Below are 19,936 nucleotides of genomic sequence, written 5' to 3'. Positions count from 1 at the left end.
CCGGTTCGCACCAAGGGCGCGACAGGAGAGCCATGCGTCGAATTGTTGTGACGGGCCTGGGGACGGTGTCTCCGCTGGGCTGTGGCACCGAACTGGTGTGGTCGAGGCTGCTTGCGGGGCATTCAGGGCTTCGCGCATTGCCGGAATGGGCGGCGGCGCTGCCGGCGCGTGTCGCAGGACAGGTTCCTGACAAGGCCGGGGATGCCGAGGGCGGCTTCGATCCCGACCTGGCGGCCCCGCGCAAGGACCAGAAGAAGATGGACCGGTTCATCCTGTTCGCGCTGCTGGCCGCGTCGGAAGCGGTGGCGCAGGCCGGCTGGATGCCGGCCGAGGCGCTTGCGCAGCAGCGCACCGCCACCGTGATCGCATCCGGGATCGGCGGGTTTCCCGCGATCGCGGAAGCCGTGCGCACGGCGGAGAAGAGCGGCCTGCGCCGGCTGTCGCCGTTCACCATTCCATCCTTCCTGGCCAATCTCGCGGCCGGGCACATCACCATCCGCTACGGCTACAAGGGTCCGATCGGCGCGCCGGTGACCGCCTGCGCGGCCAGCGTGCAAGCGATCGGCGACGGCGCGCGCCTGATCAGATCAGGCGAAGCCGATATTGCGATCTGCGGCGGCGCGGAGGCCTGCATCGATCCGGTCAGCCTCGGCGGCTTTGCGGCGGCGCGAGCGTTGTCGACGTCGTTCAACGACACGCCGGCGCGGGCGTCGCGGCCGTTCGACCGCGACCGCGACGGCTTCGTCATGGGCGAAGGCGCAGGCGTGCTCGTCATCGAGGAGCTCGAGCATGCGCTTCGGCGCGGCGCGAAGCCGATCGCGGAGCTCATCGGCTACGGCACGACGGCGGACGCCTATCACATCACCGCAGGCCCGGAAGACGGCGACGGCGCCCGACGGGCGATGGAGGCGGCGCTGCGGCAGGCCGGGTTGCGGCCCGGCGAGATCCAGCATCTCAACGCGCATTCGACATCGACGCCGGTCGGCGATCTCTCCGAGCTCGAGGCGATCAAGCGCGTGTTCGGGCGCGCGGGAGGAATTGCCGTCAGCGCGACCAAGTCGGCGACCGGACATCTGCTCGGCGCGGCCGGCGGCATCGAGGCGATCTTCACCATCCTGGCGCTGCGCGACCAGGTCGCGCCGCCGACGCTCAATCTGGAGAACGCCGATTCCGCTGCACAGGGCATCGACCTCGTCGCGAACGTTGCGCGGCCGATGGCGATCGAACACGCGATCTCGAACGGCTTCGGATTTGGCGGCGTCAACGCCAGCCTGGTGTTTCGACGGTGGTCCTGAGCCGGTCGGGCTTTGCGCGCAATGGAAAGATACCGCGAGTGTCGCGTCATCTACAAAAGCGGAACTGCCGATTGATTCGAATTGCCTAACCGCCCACCGCTGCGTTGCGCACGCCAATCCGTTCCCCGTCCTGCTTGCGGACGTAGAGATGACGTTCCAGCACGGATTGCATGTTCTCGAACATCGAATAGAGATCGTCGCAATAAACCGACGGATTGTCGAAGCCGTTCTTCGTGGAGAAGCGGTGCGGAAGATAGCCTCCGCCGCAGGCGTTCATGAACTTGCACTGCCGGCATTTCTCGCAAAGATTGACTGACGCATCGCGTGCGGCTTTCCAGCGCGGCTCGTTCCTGACGTCGTCGATCGCGTGATCGAAGATGTTGAACCGCGTGTTGGTGAAACCGTCACCCGCAATCCGCAACACGTCGTGGGCCTCCACCGTGCCGTCGGTCATGACCGTGCAAAGCTCGACCGGCTTGTGGCCCACACCTTCAGTCGGCGCGTTGTTGCCGATCAGGGCCGCAACCATGTCGGAAATGATGCGGACATTCGATGTCGGCTTGGTGCGATTTGCTTCCAGCCACAGGTCGAAAAGGCCGTTATAGAACGGGGCAATGGACGACGGCTTCTCGTCCACCTTGGCGTCGGGAATCATGATGTCGTAGTTGGCGATGCCGCACGCCGCGAAAAAATCCGCGTATTCCTGCGGCGCGTAGGCCGGGTTGCAGACCGCGAGGGCGATCACGCCGATGTCGCGCGAGACCAGCATGCGGGCGGCACGTTCCACGGCGGCATGGGTGCCGGTACCCTGAAACGTCTTGCGGTGAGCGTCGTGAATATGTGCCGGCCCATCGATACTGATCGCGACCGAAATATTGCGGGCCTCGAAGCAGTCGAGCCATTCATCATCAATCAGGACGCCGTTGGTCGTCACCGCGATGGGGATCTCGCAGCCGGTCCGGGATGAAATGCCCTCGCAGCCCTCCGCAAAACGGTGAAAATTATCGACACCCCAAAGCAGCGGCTCACCGCCGTGCAGGATCACGGGAAAGTCGACGAGGGAGTATCTGGCGACGTGCTGTTCGAGGCGCAGCAACAGCTGTTGCAGCACCTCCGCACTCATCAGCTTGGGCTTGTCATAGACGGCCGCATCGCGAAACCAGTAGCAATAGGAGCAATCGATGTTGCACCTCGCCGCCACCTTGACCAGCAACTGCGTGATCGGCTGCTCCTGGAACGCGACGGAATTTGAAGCGTCAACCGACATACGGATACCAGCAAGCTGCGATCGGCCTAGATCATGATGCGTTTCCACGGAACCGCATCATGATCTCATCTGTTTGTTTGAGCATGATCTCCGCGCAAACGCGTCCCGCGTTTGTCGCGAGGGAAAACCGGTTTCCACTTTTTCGGATCATGCTCTAGTAGCCCCTGACGAAGCCACCTCGTCGGAACGCGCCTGCTCCGGGATAATATCCGCCGGCCCTGCGAAATGCGCCGGCGCCCGGATAGTAGCCGCCGCCTCTGCGAAAGCCGCCCGCATAGGGCCCCCTGGCAAAGGCCCCGCGCCTGAAATAAACCTGAGTTGCCTGAGGCTGTTCGGAAACCACCCCCAGCTGGAAGCCCTGTACGTCTTGAGAGCTCTGTTCTTGCGGGCTCTGTTCCTGAAAGCTCTGTTCCTGAGCGCTCTGTTCCTGAAGGCTCTGCTCGCGCACACCACTCAGCAATGCGTCGATACCCTGATGATCGCTTTCGATTGTCGCACCCGGCCCGTGCAGTTGCAGCAGGCTCGCCAAGACCGTCAGCGTGATCGCCATCGTTGAGCTCCTTTTCGCGATATCGCAATCAAACGAAATGTCGGCGCGTGCCTTACGCCGGTCGAGCAACTGAAAGTATAGCAGCGGATTTGCAGCGGAGTCTAGCTATCGCGTCTGATGCTGCGCCGATCAGTTCGCGAGGGGTGAACAACCAGGGCACGCTCTCGCGCGAGCCCGTTCCGAAAGACCTGCGCAATCGTTCACGAATGTGATCGCGGCCAACGGCACCGCATCTGAATCGGGAGCCGCAGGCATGCGCTCGAAATGGCCGCTTTTGCGTGCCGAAGCGGGTCAGTTCCGGGTTTGCGGATGAGGGCTCAATGGCGTGCCAATCGGAACGAAACTGCGAACTCTTATGTGATTGAAATTGCAATGCGACCTTTAACAATACCCGATTGAGGCGTGCGTCCGCACTCACAATTCCCCGAGCCCATTGGAGCGCGATGACTTTTCTTCGAATCGTCATCCCGCTCTGGCCCTTTGATTTGACACGATCTTTTCGGACAACCGCTACACGCTTTTCCGGATCATGCTCTAGTGACCGGCGGAGCGTCGGTTCATTTCCTCAAGGGGCTCGCGCAGGGCATCGAACTGGGTGCCGAAACCTTTCCAGTCTCCCGCCTTCAATCGCTCCATCGCCTGATTGTAGTGATCGAGCGCCTGCTGCGCCGGGCTCGCCGTCCCGCCCGCAGGGGACACCGTTTCCGTTGCGTTTGAAACCGCCGGCACCGCACCGGGCTCCGCGAACAACGCGGCCAGGGCGTCAGCGAGCGTCTCCTTCATCACGACGTGCTCACCGTAGGCCGCGATCACGCGTTTCAGCTCCGGCAGGTGTCCAAGCTCGGCGCGCAAATAGAGCGGCGAGACATAAAGGATCGAGTTCTCGATCGGGATCACCAGCAGGTTCGCACCGCGTATCACCCGCGAGCCCATCTGATTCCACAGCGTGAGTTGTTGCGAGATCTCGGTATTCTGATTGATCCGTGCCTCGATCTGAAACGGCCCGTAGACAAGTTTGTCCTTGGGGAACTCGTAGACAATCAGCTTGCCGTAGTCGGGGGCGTCGCAACGCGCCGCGAGCCACGCGATCATATTGTCGCGACGGCTCGGTACCATGGGAAGCATCAGGAAGAACTCGGCCTGCGGCTCGCCGGGCAGCCGCATGATGATGTAATAGGGGGTCATCACCGAAGTGCCGTCGCCGCCCGGCTGTCGCGGGAACTGCCAGAAGTCCTCGCGGTTGTAGAATATTTCGGCCTGCTCCATGTGGTAGGTCTGATACAGCCGCGCCTGGATCAGGAACAGATTCTCCGGATAGCGGATATGCTTCTGCAAATCCGCCGGCATGGCCATGAACGGCTTGAACAGGTCCGGGAAGATGCGCTGGTAGGTCGCTGCAATGGGGTCGCTTGGGTCGATCAGGTAAAAATCGACCGTCCCGTTATAGGCATCGACGACAATTTTCACCGAATTCCTGATGTAGTTGAGATCGAGCTCCGGCACGGGCTGCGCTGAGGGGAAATAGGAGCTCGTGGTGTAGGCATCCTGCATCCAGAACAGCCGACCGTTGCTGACGACCAGATAGGGATCATGATCGAGCCTGAGGAATGGGGCGATCGTGCGCACCCGTTCCGTAATGTTGCGCCGGATCATGATCCGGCTGTCGGCCGTGATATAGCTTGAGAGGACCAGATTCGCGTCGTTGAAGTAGTAGGCGAACAGCGTTCTCCATCCCAATGCTCCGATCGGCACACCGCCGCTGCCGTCATAGGCCGCATAGACGTTGTCCTTCCCCTTCGGATAATCGAACTCCGGGATGCTGGCCTTGACGATGACGTAGTCGTCGCTCTCTTCGCCGAAATAGATGCGCGGTTCGTCGATCCTGGGGCCACCGTCGGCAACGGGCGGAATATCGCGCAAATAGAAGAACGGCAGTCCTTCCGTGCTCTTGCGGGTGACCGGGCTCATCACCGCGCCGTTGCCGTGCGTAAACAGCACGTGGCGGTTGACCCAGGTCTGGGCGTTCGCCGGCAGCAGGGAGGCCCGGAGTTCGCGGGCCGAGAGCATCACGCTCTGGTAGGAGCCGTCGAGCCAATAGCGATCGACGTCAAGATCGTGGAATTTGTAATAGGTACGGATCTCCTGCAGCTGCGCGTAGGTATTCGACAGCGGCAGCCAGTCCCACAGCCGGATGTTGTCGATGGTCGCCTTGTTCGCTTCCAGCGTCTTGAAGGTCAGCCTCTGTTCAGCGGCAAACGGCTTGGTTGCGATCCGGTCGAGATTGTAGGCCTGCCTGGTGAGCGCAATGTTGCGTTCGATGTAGGGCTTCTCCAGCTCCAACTCCGTCGGCTTGACGACGAAGTGCCGGAAAAGCGAAGGGACGAGGCTCGACAGCATGACAGAGCCGACGCCGACGAGGATGAACGCGGCGGCAAGAAGCCGGTAGGTGCACGCCCGCAAATTGGCCCATGCGATGAGCGCCGCGATGATCGAAAGCCCGATCATCAACCACAGAGCCGGCAGCCCCAGATGGACATCGGTGTAGCTCGCCCCGACCACGACACCATTGTCGCCGTAGAGCAGCAGATAGCGGTCGAGCCCATAGGACCAGGCTTTCACCGCGAACAGAAGGCCAATCAGCGCCGAGCCATGCGCGATCACGGTCGGCGAAATTGAACGGTTGTGAACATCGTATTCGATGTCGCCGCGCACCCAGTAGATCGCTCCGGCAAACAGCGCGCCCAGGATAATTGTCAGCAGCATCCAGTTCTTGATCGCGATATAGGCGGGTAGCGAAAAGAGATAGAACCCAATGTCCTTGTTGTAGAGCGGATCCTGCGCACCGTAGGGCACGTGGTAGAGAAACTGCAGGAAGATGTTCCAATTGCCGACTTCGCCTGCGGCAACCAGCACGGCGAGCACGCCCGCACCGAGCGCGACAAACCGCGGCCGGGCTAATTGGTCGCGCAGCTCTACGAACGGATCGGGCGGCGCCGTAAAACCGGCGACCTTCCCCGGGGCGACTCGGTTCTGTAGCGGCTGCTGCATGGCAAACAGCACCGCCAGGACTCCGTTCAGCGAGAGGACGACGGTGGTCACTGCGAAGACGGAGAGAAAGACGATTGCCTTGGCGCCGATCGCCGTCAGGAAAACCTGTAGGTAGCCGATCGATGAAAACCACAGCCAATCGACCAGGAAGTCGCTCGCGAACGAGAGCAGGATCAGGCAAATCGTGATGACGATGGCCGCAACGATCAGCCTGACCACGCCACTTTGCCGTGGTCCTTTCCGGCCGGGTCCGGTAATCCCGATCGTCATGGCTTCATCATAGCGGAAACGAGGGACGCCCGCCGCTTGTTTCGTGGTGGGGATTGCCCGCCAAGATTGCCCGCCAAGGCGCGATGAGGGCTCGAAGCTGCGTCACCGGGACGCAAATGAGCACAAGGCGGCAACTGCTCAGGCGGCCGGCGTGATCAATCAGTCGTCGAGCAGGAAGGCTCGCAGCGAATGGAGCCGTATCGTAAAATGTCGTGGAATAGCGAACATTTGGCGCTCCCTAGGGGAATCGAACCCCTGTTTCAGCCTTGAGAGGGCTGGAAACAGTTTCCGCCGGAGTTCGCAGTCGTTCGTCATAATATAGCCTTTTCAACAGTTTAGATAGACATCGTTCTTCGTTGTTCGGCTCTGTACGCCGATGCTTATTCGACGGATATTCGACGACTCCGGGTTCGGATGCCATGACAAAGACGCTCACTGAGGCTCAGATCACGACTGCCAAGGCGCGCTCGAAACTGGAACTTGGCGTACATTGGCGCCGCCTCGATGCCGGGGCGCATCTTGGCTATCGCAAGGGCAAGCGGAGCGGCGTTTGGTTCGTGCGCTGGCGCAATCACCATGAAGGAGCCAACTACAAGCAGGCGCCGGTCGGCATCGCCAACGACGTCAACGACAAACTTGCCGAAGGCACGCTGACTTTCGAGCAGGCGGTGACACAAGCGCGGGAACACGTCACCCGGTCCAGAACAGAAGCGGCGGCCCAAGCCGCCGGACCGGCACCCACCGTGCGGACGGCTGTAGAGACATACATCAGGGAACGTAATGCCCGTGATAGCCGACGGGCCGGTCGCGAGGTTCGATCCGATGCTGGTCACCGCTTACGGCGTTACGTTCTTGGTCAAGAGCAGCGTGGTAGCCAGGAAGCCGTTGAGGCCGCCTCTCTCGCCGCAGTCCATCTACACGCGCTACAGGAAGATGATCTTTTGACGTGGCGCGAGGGCCTTCCTGTAGAATTAAAGGCGACGACAAAACAGCGGCTCATAAACGACCTGAAGGCCGGGCTGAATGCAGCATGGCCTCGCCTGTCGGCGGAACAAAAGAAGCTGAACCCGACATTCCCTTCGATTGTGAAAGACGGGTTTAAAGCTGAGCGCATCGATGATGATGATGAGGCATCAGTCGCCCGAGATAACCAAGTCCTTACGGATGCGCAAATCGGCACCCTACTTCGAGCCGCGCGCGAGATCGACGATGAGCAGGGATTTGAAGGCGACCTACATCGCATTGTCGTGTGCCTTGCAGCCACGGGTGCGCGATTTGCGCAGGCGAGGCGGATGCGCGTCAGTGATGCACAACGGGAAGAGCAGCGCTTGATGGTACCAGGTTCCTACAAGGGACGTGGTGGCAACGGTGGCTCCGTTCCAGTTCCGGTGGGCGAAGATGTCATCGAACTCCTGTCGCCAGTCATTTTAGATCGCCCAAAAGAGGCGCCGTTGTTCGAGCGATGGAGCTACGAGCAGGAGGCCGGCAGCATCGTTTGGAGAAAGTCAGAACGCGGTCCTTGGAAGACGGCAGAACTTACTCGTCCGTGGCACGCCATCCGCGATCGCGCAGCGCTACCAGGAGCCATTCCCTATGCGTTGCGACATTCCAGCATCGTTCGCGGCTTACGAAACCGGCTCCCTATTCAACACGTTGCTAAGCTGCACAACACTTCCGTGAAAATGATCGAGCGACATTACGCGAAATATATCTCAACGGCGTTGGAAGATCTCGCGCGGGCGGCAGTTGTCCCCCTAGTACCGCGGCACGCCGAAAATTCGGTTGGGCGTGGATGATCAATGAGACGCGATCGCCAGCGAACGCTCACTCTTAGTGGCTTCCACCACACGCCTGATAGTATCAGGCTTCAAGACTCGCGGCTTTTCCGGACTGAGCCAATGTAGGAGCCAATTCGCGATCGATACGGTAGCCGTGCCATAGTATCAGCTTCCGCACCTGCTCGCGTGGCCGTCATGAGGAGCTGCGAACCTGTCCAGTGTCGGCTGGTATCGTATCGACACCCACCAGAGCCAACAGAGATTGCACAATGACCAGACGACGGCGACCGACCGTCGTCGTGGTAACTCGACCATCCCCGATTAGTTCATAGATCTTGGTCCGCCCAAGACCTGTCGCTTCACAGGCCTCCGCGACGGTGCAGGTCAACCGCTGCGCAAACGGGAGGCGACGCAGATGGCTAGGCGCCGGCATATCTGCGACCGCACTACGTTCAACTTGGACACTGCTTTCGAAGTCCTGACCACGCCGTATCAAGATTACGTCTCCTCCATAATAGAACGAGCTAACCTGAGGCGCGCCGCATTCCACGTCAACGGAAGCAAAGGAGCAGAAGGGAGGGCATTAGCGAACGTCAGGAAGTGTCAGAAAAGACTCGGCTACGAAAGGCAACGTAGACTTTTTTCGTAACTAATATTGCAGGAATCAGTGGCGGCGACGGGTCGCATCGCCCAGTTCTTGCTTGCTCGACACGGCGTCCTTTTGCGCGACGGCGCGCAGGTGAGCGCGGGCAAAGCTACCATCGTCACTCCGCGGCTTGCGTAGGGCCGCATCGGCGAACGTGCGCAGACTTTTTGGCGTGATCGCGGGGCCGATACGCTCGATATGCGCGAGAGCGCGACCCGCGTCGCCGCTCGCCCGATCCCGTACCGCCTTTAGCTCGGCGATTCAATCCTTGAGCGACAGATCGCTCACGCCATTCTCGATCCCGTCATAGAGGCGCTTCAACTTCGCTTCGGCCTCGGTCGCCCGCCGCTCCATTTCAGCGACGTGCTGACGGAGCCGCTCAAACCTACTGTCCCGATAGCTGGCGGCCCCTAGGCCTCGTCTCGGTGAACGTGTCCGACCGCCGATATCGGATCGGCGGTCGATTTCAGGAGCGAGGAATCAACGCCGAGGGCGCGAAGTGCTCGCGCGGCCACGCCATGCGACATTCCAGCGACGATTCCGGCGACATGAGCACCAGCAACGGACCATGGTTTTTCCGGATTGCGGCCAGCTCTTGCATGATCTCCCGACCAGAGGGGGCGGCATCATAGATACCGGGACTTGCCGGCATCGGTATATCGCGCGGGGCATCCGCTTTCAGACCGATGGAACGAAGGGCTTCGCCGTACTGCCGTTCGATCGCGCCCTTCAGGGCATCGGGCTCCCCCCGCCCGGTCAAAGGCGAGGCGGGAGGTGCCGTCCGGAAGATCGAGTGAGGCCAGCAAGAAGTGTTCGGCCCCAGGCTCCCGCTGCTGATCCTGCAAGGCGTAAGTTTCCGCCCTCTCGCAAAGAAACTTAATGGTGCCCATGTCGTTGAGCTTCGATCCGATGCCTTTGAACATGACAATCCTCTTATATAGAGCTGTTGCGTGTCGCCACGTCTGAAAGTCGTTTGTGGGCGGCCTGTTTGGTGATCCCTAAAGCTTGGGCGATCGTCGACCACGACAAACCTTGGCATAGGGCCGAGCGGACGGCTTGGCGTTCGATCCTGTCCGCCAGTCGGCGCAAAGCTACGACACCGGCGAGCGCTTCCTCAGGGTCGGTCGGGAGAGAGGGAGGGAGATGTCGCGGCGATGTAGCCACGCGATTTCAAAAGATTCTCTGCCGCCGCACGGACTGGGGCGTCGTTGTCAACAACGGAAATCACAGGCATGGATAAGACGAGCCTCCTGAAGGAGGAATAGCGGCTGCAAGCATTAGCCGCCTTCGGCGAAAAGTGAGCTCGACTGATGAAAATTGTAAAATCATACTTCGGTTTGTTCAGGACGATTGGCGCGAATTCCCAACGTCTCAGTCATTCTGATCAAGTCGGCCAGCGACCGTGCACGCATCTTCCTCATTACGTGTCCCCGGTAGATCTTGACCGTAATCTCGGCGAGCCTAAGCTCGGCGGCTGCCTTGTTCATCATGCCGGTAGCGACCAGTTTCATCACCCCCTGCTCGCGCGGGGCTTGAGCTCTCAAATCGAGACTGGAGGTTCGCGACGATCTGCTGAGCCTCTCGTCTTTTGCGATCGCGTTCGGTCGCTGCAACCACGGCATCAAGCAGTTCCTGATCGCGAAACGGTTTGCTGAGAAAATCGACCGCTCCTTCCTTCATGGCCCTGACGGTCATGGGAATGTCACCATGGCCCGTAATGAGAATGATCGGAATATGTATGTTCAACCTCGCTAGCTCGGTCTGCTAGTCAAGGCCGCTCAAGCCTGGAAGCTGGACATCAAGAACTAGACAGCTAATAACGTCCGGAATTGTGCTCTGTAGCGTTTCGCGCGCCGATCCGAATGCAATGACGTCTAACCCTACCGATTGAAAAAGGTCGTAAGCGAGCGACGCATGGAGACGTCATCCTTGACGACGAAGACAATCGCCTTTGTCGAGGACTCAGCATTGCTGACTTCACCTGGCGAGTCAAATCGTCCTGTCACGAGACGGCCTCCTTATGCAGCGGTAGGGTGAACTGGAAGGTCGCGCCCGGTCCATTTTTGTGGACGATTGACAGCCGTCCTCCGTGGGCTTCCACGATCGACCGGCAGATCGAGAGGCCCATTCCAAGGCCACTCGATTTAGTGGTGAAGAAAGGATCCAAGACGCGGTCTGCGTCGTTCTCGGCGATGCCGACGCCGCAATCGGTCACGGCAAGCTGGATGTGCCCCACATCGTTCTTTGATGATTGAATCAGCAGTTCGCGCGTCCGGTCGGTAACTGCGTCCATGGCTTCGATTCCGTTCATCACCAGGTTAATGATAACCTGTTGTAGCTGAATCCGGTCGCCGAGGATCGTAGGCAACCCTGCCGTCAACTCGGTTCGTAGCGTCACTCGGTGGCTCACCAGCTCTCGTGTTACCAGCGCAATGACGTCCCTGACGACCTCATTGATTTTGAGCGGCGCCATCTCAATGTCGCCTTTCTTCGCGAGCGCGCGAATACGACGGATCACCTCGCTTGCCCGGCTTGCGTCTTCGATGATCCACTCCACCGAAGAGCGCGCAGCGGAAAGATCAGGAGCTTTCCGCCCCATCCAACCGAGGCACGCATCGGCGTTGCTGATAATAGCGGCGAGTGGCTGGCTTATTTCGTGGGCGATCGAAGTTGTCAGCTCTCCTAAGGTCGTTACACGCGTTACATGCGCGAGCTCCGCTTGTGCCTTTCGTAGTTCTTGTTCGGCTTGATCGGCGCGAATGGTCGCGGTGATGTCAGTGCTGACGCAACGGTAGCCAAGAAAGGTCCCGTTTCCATCGAAAAAAGGCTTGCCACTCGTGCGGACGTAGATCGGAGAGCCTGTCCGATTCACGGTGCGGTAGACGAGATCCCGAAACGGGAGATGGGCCTCCAACGTCGCCCGATGCTGCTGCCACTTCTCCGGCTCCTCTTCGACGTCGCACGCAATGTCACAGGGAAGCAGGCCGATCAATCCTATCTCCAAAAGTCCCGCAGCGCTGGTGTGCTCGGATAAACGAGTGACCTGATGATCCGGCCCAGTTTCCCAGAGCCAGTCGGAAACTGTTTCGGCGTAGTCGCGAAAGCGCTGTTCGCTTTCGCGCAGCGCGGCAAGTGTGTTTTCCAGGCGTTCCCTAGCTGCGTGTTGCTCGGTGACATCCATATGTGTTCCGATCAGCTCGCTGACTTTACCATCGTTGCCGACCACCACGTGCGCAACGGAGTGTATGCGTCGTATCCCGCCATCAGGTGGAAGGACACGAAAATCATATTCGAACCGCTCAGCCTTGTTTTCAATCGCCTGGCGCTGCACCTCCTCCAGCCGTGGCAAGTCGTCCGGATGGATGCGCGATCGAATGGTCTCGATCGATACCGGCTCTTCTGGGCGAAAGCCAAACAGACGATCGACCTCGGCGGAGCGATACACGAAATCTAGACCGTAGACGTCCCAGGACCAGCTACCCGTGTGACTGAGATGCTGGGCTTCGGCCAGATAGGCCTCGCTGCGGCGCAGCTGTTGTTCTGCTCGCTTAGCCGCCGTAATATCCGTAGCTGCCCCAACAAACTCGATCTCACCAGAGGCTGTTCTCGTAGCTCGCGCCTGCGCATGGATGTGCTTTACTGAGCCGTCCGGTAGCAGAAGCCGGTATTGGTGCTCGAAATCGCTCGGCTCTCGCATCGCGCGATCGATAGTTTCTTGAACCGAAGTCCTATCATCTGGATGAGTGCGCTCAACGACGAGCTGTGGCCCCAGCGGCACTGTCTGAGGATCTAATTCGAAAATCCGAAATGTCTCCTTTGACCAGAAGGCCTCGCCCGTAGTGGGGTTCCAGCTGAAACTGCCTGTGTGACTCAACTCCTGCGCCTGGGTCAAATGTGCTTCGCTCCGCTGCAGGGCAAGTTCGGTCCGCCTTCGCTCCGTGATATCTTCGCAGGCGATAAGGACAATCGGCTGCTCATCCGCCCAGAGCATGGCTTTGGCGCTTTCACGTACCCACAAGACCGAGCCCTCCTTCCTGACCTTCTGGACGTCCCAGGTGCGCGTTTGTCCGACATCCTCCAGGCACGTCCGAACGCATTCCCGAACGAACGCGCGATCCTCCTCGAGAAATACGTCCAGCACGGTTTGACCGATCAGTTCAGCACGAGCATAGCCGAGTTGCGTCGCGCCGAATGTATTGACGTCGAGGACAGTGCCCGCTTCATCGACCATGAAGTACATGGCCGGATTGTGCTCGAAGATGGCGCGCCATCGCTTTTCGCGATCCTCCAAATCGGTCGCACTCCGCTGGAGCCTGGCGGCAATCACACGCGCAGCCTCTCTTTCCTGACGGAGCGTACCGATAAGGTGCGCTCCCACAATCGAGGCAATAAAGAATGCAACGATCACCGGCAGATCTTGGGGGTCATCGATTCGTAGGCTGAATGCCGGCGGCGCAAAGTAGTAAGCGAGAGCAGCGAAGGTTACGATGCAAAGCGCGGACGACGCGATGAAGCTGCCCATCAGCGAAAACAGCAAGACCACTAACAAATAGGCGAACGCCGTCGCGGCGAAGTGCGCTTGAAGGTACAAGCAGGCCAGTGTTACCACGGCCAGCGTTATGCTGCCGAAGGCAAACTGAAGGGCTGAACGTTCTAAACCGCTGATTTGGCTACGCATTGTGATACCGTCCGGCCTGTTCTCCGGCGGGAGAGCTATAACTCTTTGGGCGCGTACTCGTAAAATCATGACAATACCGGGCGCGTCAGGTCAGTTGTCCGCGCAGTTCCGATCCAGGTGATTAAGTGGGTTTGCGGCGCAACCATCCCTTCATTTTGAGACCGTCCCGCATGTTGAGAGCAAGAAGTGTAATGTTTGTTGCGCCCGCGGCGAGCTCAATCGCCTGCACAGCATAGAACGTGGCATCGAATTCTGCCGCCTGAGCCTTCGACGCAAGGAAGAGCGCAGACGGAATAAGAATCAGGATGCCGTTTCCTGCAATGAACGGCATGCGCTTGAATTTGGCCCCGATCAGTCCGGCCCGGCGCCCCTTTGCCAAAATGACACCTGTACCACCGGTGGCAGCGAGCGCCGGAATCAGCAACAAGAAACCCCACGGTATGGTGCTCTTAACCGCTGCAATCGTGGCATGGGAGGCGAACAGCTCGCTGAGTGCCGTCGATAGCCAAAATGTGCCGATCGTTGCGATAGCCAAGGCGCCAGCGACAGGATGGATCAACTTGATCATGAGTATCTTCCCTTCCTAAAAACAGCAGGGCTAGGCAACGCAGATGCCTGGCACGGCAACTTTCTGGAACAGATGAGGGGAAGCTATCGCGGAGGTCGGATAGCTGGCGAGTTTTGCCAGGAAGTCAGGATGGGTGAAGGCCGCGCGGAAGTGTGCGGTGGATTCCCAGACGGCGTAGTTCAGATAGGTCGAGCCGTCACCGAGAGCTCTGTGCAGCTGAGTGGAAATGAAACCCGGCTGTCGCTTCATGAACGTTGCGTCATCCTGCCAAGTCTTGAGAAAAGCCGCTTCATCGGCTTTGGCGAGAGTGAATGGATTCACCAGGACGACCGAATTTGCGTCAATAGCGATTTGGCGGTCGATCGGGAAGGAAGGGTCGAGTGGGCGTAGCACCGACATGAGTGGCTCCATTGCTATTTGATATATGGTGCTTAATTGGTATTATGATTACATACCGGATTGACATCATGATGTCAATATAAATTAATGGTGACAAATGAAAAGAGCCAAGCGAACCCCCGAGGCTGACGCCCTTACCGACCTTATTCTCGATCTATTCAGGCTCGACAGCCTACTTCTGACGGCCGGCGACCGTCTGGTCGCCCCGCTTGGCCTAACAAGTGCACGCTGGCAGGTGCTTGGCGCCATTGTGTCCGCCGAACGTCCCCAACCGGTCGCTTGGCTCGCACGCGACCTCGGCGGCAATCGTCAAAACGTGCAGCGGATAATCAATGATCTGCACAGGGAGGGCCTCGTATCTTTTGAGGTCAACCCGCATCACCGACGGGCGCAGCTGGTCGTGCTCACTGCGAATGGACAGCGCGCCTTCGAAGCCGCAATGGAATTGCAGGCTCCCTGGATCAACGATCTTTCAGAAGGGCTGTCGGTCAAGGATATACGGATTGTCCATCGCGTGATCACGGCCTTGCGAGATAAGCTTGAGGGCAGCCGTGAGGACAAGTCGGCCTGACATGGCAAAAGCATTGTGCTCGGCCCGGCGCCCGTGATTCAACTTCCCAAACTGGGGCTTCGAATCATGCGCCATGAACTAAGGGACTACGAATGGGCACTTATCAAGTCTATGCTACCAAACAAGACGCGTGGAGTTCCTCGGGTAAACGACTGACGCGTCCTCATCTTCTGCGTCGTGCGATCTGGGGCACCTTGGCGCGATTTGCCGGATCATTTTGGTCCTTACACTACCTGCTATAACCGCTTTGTTCGCTGGCGTGGGCCGGTCTCTGGAGCCGAATCATAGATGCACTCGCCGCTGCTCACGATGCGGCGGTCCAGATGATCGACACCTCTATTGTCCCCCTTCATCAGCACGGAGCGTGCATCGCCAAGAACCAGAGGCAATCGATAGGACGGTTACGCGGCAGACCAGCAAGATTCGTGCGCTTGTAGATGGCAATGGCCTCCCCGTACGGCTGCCACTGACGCCTGCCGTCGTATTCGGTGGCCGGCATGACGCCGTATCCGCTCCTGCCGGTGCGGAAGATAACGACGCAGACCATGAGGGTGTTGGCGAGGTTCTATGCATTGGCGAAGGCAAGGCTTTGAGACATCTATCCGGCTCCTGTTCTGAGGCGGGGACCATCCCCGCCCGACAGGCACCAGTCGCGTGGTTGTCAGGGCTGCATGGCTCTCGGCTGGAACGTCGTTGCCGTCACAGTGCGGTGGCTGATCGGCTAGAATGGATTGTGAGTCGATGTGCGGTTGGGAGGCCGACATGGCGGAGTTCAAAGGGCCGCCGACCGTTCGCCGATCGCACCACCATGCTGGACATTGGCCTGTAGGAGCGGTGGATAGGAAGTTACTGCAAAATCTATTTCGATCGGACCGAGGTCTATGGCGCAAAGTCCGTCGTTCCCGATCATTTCTGCGCTCTTCTAGGAAAGCGACCGAGCCATCAGGCCGTCGGTCGATGAAGAGGCGGAAAGTTCCAACGTCGTCTACAAGGCGCCGAGAGCGGTTGTCTTGTCGCGTTTGGATCTCTTGGGCTGCCACGGCCAGTACGGCGCGTGAACGGCTGGAGGCTTAGCTCGCAGCGACGCGCGAGACTGGGACGAATACTGCGCCGATGGCGATTGGGCAGAGGAGACGGCCGCGGCACTGCGCTCATTCTTTGTCGAGGATTGGTATTGGCGCGGGCACCCGAAGTGCTGGCGATCCTCTACACGCGCGAGGAGGCGACGGACGAGATCGATCGCCGGATGCGTGATCGCGACGGCAGGCCGGCTTTGGTTCGACGGCTATGGATCCTTGATGAGCCTTCGGGCTTTGTTGGATGCCTGCGCTGACGTGCGGCACGTCACTCTCGACATCACGGCGCTGATCGGCGGCGGTTGGATCTAGTCGGGCGCCAGCATTTGCGCTGACAAGAGAGCTTCCGCTCCCCTTGATCCCCGTCGGCTGGCAACAACGGTCATTCTTGCCGAGGGCAGCACGGACATTCGGATATTACAACGGTCGCTCACGGCGCTATTTCCAGAGCGAAAAGATTACTTCTCGTTCTTCAACCATGCCGAACTGAGCGTGGATGGCGGCGCTGCCTATCTTGTGAATTTCCTAAAGGCATTTGCGGCAGCGCCGGCACCGTTGGCCTCGTAGCCGTATTCGAGAACGACACCACTGCACGTTAGACGTATCGGCAGGCCACCGCCTTGGGACTGCCAGACAACATGATCGTGGTGCTCCCGGACACGGAGCGGAAGAGATACGCTCTTCCTGCACGAGGCCTTCGCCTAGAGAATCGCCCCAATGCCGATTTTTTAAGATCACGTCGCGCGCCTTCTATTGCGCGGCGCATACTCAATTGGCAGCTTGGGCCAATGGCGATTTCCTGGTAGCAGCAGAATTCGTCGGCTCTGGTCTCGACAGCCTTTAGTCGGGAGTCTTTCAATCACTCGGGATCGATCCCGACCACAGCGGCTGCTGACGTTGGTTCTGTAGGAGACGCTGCGGGCGATCGAGCACGTTGCTGTAGTCGGAGTAGGCGCGCGCCAATGAGCGGACGGAATGGCGCCGTCTGATCGTCCGGTGCGCTTTGGAGGACGGCGTAGAGCTCCTACGAGGCTTTGATTACATACCGATGTACTTGCGGTGCATCTTTGTCGTGCCCCACCAAATATGGATATCTGGCATCTTCGACGAGGTCGGAACGGTTTAACTTGCCTGCTTTCTCTGCGATGGCGTGAGACTTTTTCGTAGCCATCGGCTGCGCCCTCGGGACCTCTAACCTTCGGCCGAAAATCCTTTCGGACCCAGATCTTTCATATATGGCGACAGGCATCGCTATCTCCTCGACAGGCCAATTCTCGCTCGCCCTTGGCTCATCGGGGGGGACCGATGCGCACGCCAAGAACTACTCATTACTGCTAGCCAACGGCCCAACGGTGCGGCTTGCGCCACTCTACGATATCGCCAGCATCCTTACCTACGACGATGTTGATCTGCAAAAGATGAAGCTCGCGATGAAGATTGGTGGGGAATACAAGCTTGGTCAAATAGGTGGCGGAAATTCGCCCGCGAAATCCGTTTCGATGCGGAAAAAGTCATTGCGGGACTGAACTCCTTGGCCGATCTGCTTCCGGACAGCGTAAGCGGCGTGTGCGCTACCGCGCAAGCGGAAGGGCTAGATAACGCCGTTATCCAGCGCCTTGCCGCAAAGCTGATCGAGCGAACCAAAGACTGCCAACGCCTTCTGAAAGGCCTCTAAGCTTGCACAACTCACGGTTCGCGGTCGACTAGCGACGGTAGGGAACGGTATTTCCGAGCCTGTGGAGTGCAGGCCGCGAGGCTTTACTCTCCGCCCTCGTAGAACAGTTCCAACGGCAAGCCGACCAGCGCCTTGCCGATCCAGTCGCGTGCGATCACGTTGGATGGGCCCATCGCGATCGCGGCGCGCGCGTCTCGATAGCAGCGCTCGATCGGACCGCGATGGTAGCCATAGCCTCCGGTCACGGTCAGCGCGGTGGCCGCGACCTTGTTGGCGACCTCGGCGGCGTGCACCTTGAATTCGGTCAGCGGAATCAGGATCTCGCTCTGCGGCCTGCCGGCGCGCCACAGCACGTCGAGTCGCGCTGCGAGCTCGTTGCGCCACGGCCGCAAGGTCTCGACCAGCACCTTGGCGGCGCCGAGCTCCTGCCGGATCGCCTGGTAATCCGATAGGCTCTTATTCCGATCCTTGTGCACGAAGCTCGTGGTGTGCGCCACCGCCGCGTTCAGCGCTCCGCGCGCCACGCCTTCCCAGACCGCGCCGAGCCCGATCAGATAAACCGGCGACACGCCGTCATAGATGATCTCCTTGCCCTGCCCCTCGGTGCCGAGCCGGTCGCGCCGTGGCACCCGCACATTGCTGTAGCGGATCGGACCTGAATGATTGGCCCGCACGCCGAGCGCATCCCAAGGCCGTGATTCGATCCCTTGGGCCTTGCCGTCGACGATGAAGAACACGATATCGGCCTGGTCCTTTGCGCCGGGCGTGCGCGTCTGTACCACATAGTAGTCGGCCTGACCCGAGCTGGTCGTGAACGACTTCTCGGCATTGACCAGATAATCCTCGCCGTCGCGCAAGGCTTCCGAGAGATTGTACCACCAGTGCCCGCCGGTGGCGCGCTCGCTGGTCGAATAGGTGCCGAGCAGACCACCATTGTTGGATTTGAGCCAGCGCTCCTTCTGGTCGGCGCTGCCGAACAGATTGATAGTTTGGGCCGCGCCGACATGCATCACATAGACGAGGCCGGTCGAGGCATCGGCTTGCCCGATGCGATACGCGGCTTCGGCGAAGTCGACGTGAGCGAGGCCGAGCCCGCCATGCTGCACCTCGTTCAGCACGCCGGTCCATCCGGCCTCCGACAGCGCGCGCAGATTCTCGCGCGGAAACCGGCTCTCCTTGTCGTTGCGATCGGCGTTCACCTTCACGGTGGCGTCGATCGCGGCGTCGAGTCTTGCATAGACGTCGTCGTCGATCTTTCGGGCGAGATTTTCTTGGGCCATGGTCGTTCTCCTGTCCGGGTTGATGTCAAGCGACAGCCTGGGTCGGCTGCCGGCTCGGATTGACTTGTGACGATCCGCCGAGATAGAGCGTCTTGATGTCGCCGCGCCGCCGCAGCTCGGCGGCGGCACCCGCGAGCACGCTGCGGCCGTTCTCGAGCACGACAGCGTGGTCGGCGAAGCGCAGCGCCACCGTCGAGTTCTGCTCCGCGAGCAGGATCGACAGACCCTGCTCGGCATTGAGCTGTTTGAGCGCGCGAAGAATCCCCTCCACGACGAGCGGCGCCAGCCCCATCGACGGCTCATCGAGCACCAGCAGCCGCGGCCGCGACATCAGGGCGCGGCCGATCGCTGTCATCTGCTGCTCGCCGCCGGAGGTCAGCCCGGCCAGCGAACGGCGCCGCTCCTTCAGCCGCGGAAACAGCGTGTAGACGCGGTCGAGATCATCTGCGGTCTCGGCGCGGGTCGCATCGCGCCCGATCGCGCCGGTGAAGAGGTTCTCCTCGACCGTCAGCGACGCAAAACAGTGCCGCCCTTCGAGCACCGGCACGATGCCGGCCCGCACTAGCGCGGCGGCCGATATGCCGGCAAGATCGTGGCCGTCGAACAGGATGCGGCCCGCAGTGATCTGGCCGCGACGGGCGGGCAGCAGCGCCGACACTGCCTGCAAGGTGGTCGATTTGCCGGCGCCGTTGGCGCCGAGCACGGCGACAATTTCGCCCGGCCGCACCACGAGCGACACGTCGCTGACGGCGCCGATGGCGTGATTGTAGGTCGCGGCCAGGCCGTCGACTGAGAGCAGGACTTCACTCATGGTTCGATCCGTCGAGTTACCGGC

Annotated in this window: 14 protein-coding genes, 1 tRNA gene and 2 pseudogenes; 6 read left to right on the top strand and 11 right to left on the bottom strand. The window is 60.0% G+C overall.

Features of this window, described 5'->3' with window-relative positions; genetic code table 11:
- Positions 1-32: 32 nt before the first annotated feature.
- Positions 33-1,295, top strand: coding sequence for a beta-ketoacyl-ACP synthase II (gene fabF / locus I6F38_RS08945; protein WP_225160054.1), 1,263 nt, complete (start codon positions 33-35; stop codon positions 1,293-1,295).
- 85 nt (positions 1,296-1,380) lie between these two features.
- Here fabF and I6F38_RS08940 read toward each other — a convergent pair whose 3' ends face one another.
- From I6F38_RS08940 to I6F38_RS08925, 4 genes are all read right to left on the bottom strand, one after another.
- Complete coding sequence (locus tag I6F38_RS08940; RefSeq protein ID WP_225160053.1) at positions 1,381-2,562, bottom strand: radical SAM protein; 1,182 nt, start codon at positions 2,560-2,562, stop codon at positions 1,381-1,383.
- 154 nt (positions 2,563-2,716) lie between these two features.
- Complete coding sequence (locus tag I6F38_RS08935) at positions 2,717-3,112, bottom strand: hypothetical protein (protein ID WP_225160052.1); 396 nt, start codon at positions 3,110-3,112, stop codon at positions 2,717-2,719.
- 534 nt (positions 3,113-3,646) lie between these two features.
- Positions 3,647-6,430: a UPF0182 family protein gene (locus tag I6F38_RS08930; protein ID WP_225160051.1), complete on the bottom strand. Its 2,784-nt coding sequence runs from the start codon at positions 6,428-6,430 to the stop codon at positions 3,647-3,649.
- Between the two features lie 229 nt (positions 6,431-6,659).
- Positions 6,660-6,731 (bottom strand) — tRNA-Glu (locus tag I6F38_RS08925).
- Between the two features lie 118 nt (positions 6,732-6,849).
- On the opposite strand from I6F38_RS08925, the gene I6F38_RS08920 reads away from it, so the two are divergent.
- Entirely contained in the window at positions 6,850-8,226 is a 1,377-nt protein-coding gene (locus I6F38_RS08920; RefSeq protein ID WP_018273347.1) for a tyrosine-type recombinase/integrase, read from the top strand.
- Positions 8,227-9,320: 1,094 nt separating this feature from the next.
- Here I6F38_RS08920 and I6F38_RS43960 read toward each other — a convergent pair.
- From I6F38_RS43960 to I6F38_RS08895, 5 genes and pseudogenes are all read right to left on the bottom strand, one after another.
- Positions 9,321-9,455, bottom strand: a complete 135-nt coding sequence (locus I6F38_RS43960) for a hypothetical protein (RefSeq protein ID WP_256438780.1) — start codon at positions 9,453-9,455, stop codon at positions 9,321-9,323.
- A gap of 724 nt (positions 9,456-10,179) precedes the next feature.
- Positions 10,180-10,860, bottom strand: a pseudogene (locus tag I6F38_RS08910) (response regulator).
- Positions 10,857-13,532 carry a PAS domain S-box protein gene (locus tag I6F38_RS08905; protein WP_225160050.1) on the bottom strand — a complete coding sequence of 892 codons (2,676 nt, stop codon included), beginning with the start codon at positions 13,530-13,532 and terminating at the stop codon, positions 10,857-10,859. Before I6F38_RS08905 ends, I6F38_RS08910 begins: the two are co-directional and overlap by 4 nt.
- 121 nt (positions 13,533-13,653) lie before the next feature.
- The gene (locus tag I6F38_RS08900; RefSeq protein WP_097672831.1) at positions 13,654-14,100 is read right to left on the bottom strand and encodes a hypothetical protein; all 447 of its coding nucleotides are present in this window, start codon (positions 14,098-14,100) and stop codon (positions 13,654-13,656) included.
- A 30-nt stretch (positions 14,101-14,130) separates the two neighbouring features.
- A complete protein-coding gene (locus I6F38_RS08895) occupies positions 14,131-14,511 on the bottom strand; it encodes an antibiotic biosynthesis monooxygenase family protein (protein WP_097672832.1) in 381 nt (126 codons plus the stop codon).
- Positions 14,512-14,596: 85 nt separating this feature from the next.
- On the opposite strand from I6F38_RS08895, the gene I6F38_RS08890 reads away from it, so the two are divergent.
- The 4 genes and pseudogenes from I6F38_RS08890 to I6F38_RS08875 all read left to right on the top strand — a co-directional run bounded on the left by I6F38_RS08890 (position 14,597) and on the right by I6F38_RS08875 (position 17,672).
- Positions 14,597-15,070, top strand: coding sequence for a MarR family winged helix-turn-helix transcriptional regulator (locus I6F38_RS08890; protein WP_097672833.1), 474 nt, complete (start codon positions 14,597-14,599; stop codon positions 15,068-15,070).
- Between the two features lie 66 nt (positions 15,071-15,136).
- Positions 15,137-15,545 (top strand): annotated as a pseudogene (locus tag I6F38_RS08885) (IS5 family transposase); the annotation flags it as partial.
- A gap of 699 nt (positions 15,546-16,244) precedes the next feature.
- Positions 16,245-16,403: a hypothetical protein gene (locus tag I6F38_RS08880; RefSeq protein WP_225160048.1), complete on the top strand. Its 159-nt coding sequence runs from the start codon at positions 16,245-16,247 to the stop codon at positions 16,401-16,403.
- 978 nt (positions 16,404-17,381) lie between these two features.
- Positions 17,382-17,672 (top strand): HipA domain-containing protein, encoded by a 291-nt coding sequence (locus I6F38_RS08875; RefSeq protein WP_225160046.1) that lies wholly within the window; start codon positions 17,382-17,384, stop codon positions 17,670-17,672.
- 232 nt (positions 17,673-17,904) lie between these two features.
- Here I6F38_RS08875 and I6F38_RS08870 read toward each other — a convergent pair whose 3' ends face one another.
- Both I6F38_RS08870 and I6F38_RS08865 read right to left on the bottom strand, forming a co-directional pair.
- Positions 17,905-19,101, bottom strand: coding sequence for an acyl-CoA dehydrogenase family protein (locus tag I6F38_RS08870; RefSeq protein ID WP_225160045.1), 1,197 nt, complete (start codon positions 19,099-19,101; stop codon positions 17,905-17,907).
- A 25-nt stretch (positions 19,102-19,126) separates the two neighbouring features.
- A complete protein-coding gene (locus I6F38_RS08865; protein ID WP_225160044.1) occupies positions 19,127-19,912 on the bottom strand; it encodes an ABC transporter ATP-binding protein in 786 nt (261 codons plus the stop codon).
- Positions 19,913-19,936 lie beyond the last annotated feature (24 nt).

Source organism: Bradyrhizobium sp. BRP56, from assembly GCF_020194035.1.
Lineage (GTDB): Bacteria > Pseudomonadota > Alphaproteobacteria > Rhizobiales > Xanthobacteraceae > Bradyrhizobium > Bradyrhizobium australafricanum.
Note: the sequence above shows the minus strand (reverse complement) of the source record. Positions and strands in the feature narration are given on the sequence as shown.

What these genes read in the sequence shown, in the direction of transcription:
- fabF (WP_225160054.1), top strand. Translation starts at nt 33, where the DNA reads ATGCGTCGAATTGTTGTGACGGGCCTGGGGACGGTGTCTCCGCTGGGC.
- I6F38_RS08940 (WP_225160053.1), bottom strand. Translation starts at nt 2,562, where the DNA reads ATGTCGGTTGACGCTTCAAATTCCGTCGCGTTCCAGGAGCAGCCGATC.
- I6F38_RS08935 (WP_225160052.1), bottom strand. Translation starts at nt 3,112, where the DNA reads ATGGCGATCACGCTGACGGTCTTGGCGAGCCTGCTGCAACTGCACGGG.
- I6F38_RS08930 (WP_225160051.1), bottom strand. Translation starts at nt 6,430, where the DNA reads ATGACGATCGGGATTACCGGACCCGGCCGGAAAGGACCACGGCAAAGT.
- I6F38_RS08920 (WP_018273347.1), top strand. Translation starts at nt 6,850, where the DNA reads ATGACAAAGACGCTCACTGAGGCTCAGATCACGACTGCCAAGGCGCGC.
- I6F38_RS43960 (WP_256438780.1), bottom strand. Translation starts at nt 9,455, where the DNA reads ATGCAAGAGCTGGCCGCAATCCGGAAAAACCATGGTCCGTTGCTGGTG.
- I6F38_RS08905 (WP_225160050.1), bottom strand. Translation starts at nt 13,532, where the DNA reads ATGCGTAGCCAAATCAGCGGTTTAGAACGTTCAGCCCTTCAGTTTGCC.
- I6F38_RS08900 (WP_097672831.1), bottom strand. Translation starts at nt 14,100, where the DNA reads ATGATCAAGTTGATCCATCCTGTCGCTGGCGCCTTGGCTATCGCAACG.
- I6F38_RS08895 (WP_097672832.1), bottom strand. Translation starts at nt 14,511, where the DNA reads ATGGAGCCACTCATGTCGGTGCTACGCCCACTCGACCCTTCCTTCCCG.
- I6F38_RS08890 (WP_097672833.1), top strand. Translation starts at nt 14,597, where the DNA reads ATGAAAAGAGCCAAGCGAACCCCCGAGGCTGACGCCCTTACCGACCTT.
- I6F38_RS08875 (WP_225160046.1), top strand. Translation starts at nt 17,382, where the DNA reads ATGGCGACAGGCATCGCTATCTCCTCGACAGGCCAATTCTCGCTCGCC.
- I6F38_RS08870 (WP_225160045.1), bottom strand. Translation starts at nt 19,101, where the DNA reads ATGGCCCAAGAAAATCTCGCCCGAAAGATCGACGACGACGTCTATGCA.
- I6F38_RS08865 (WP_225160044.1), bottom strand. Translation starts at nt 19,912, where the DNA reads ATGAGTGAAGTCCTGCTCTCAGTCGACGGCCTGGCCGCGACCTACAAT.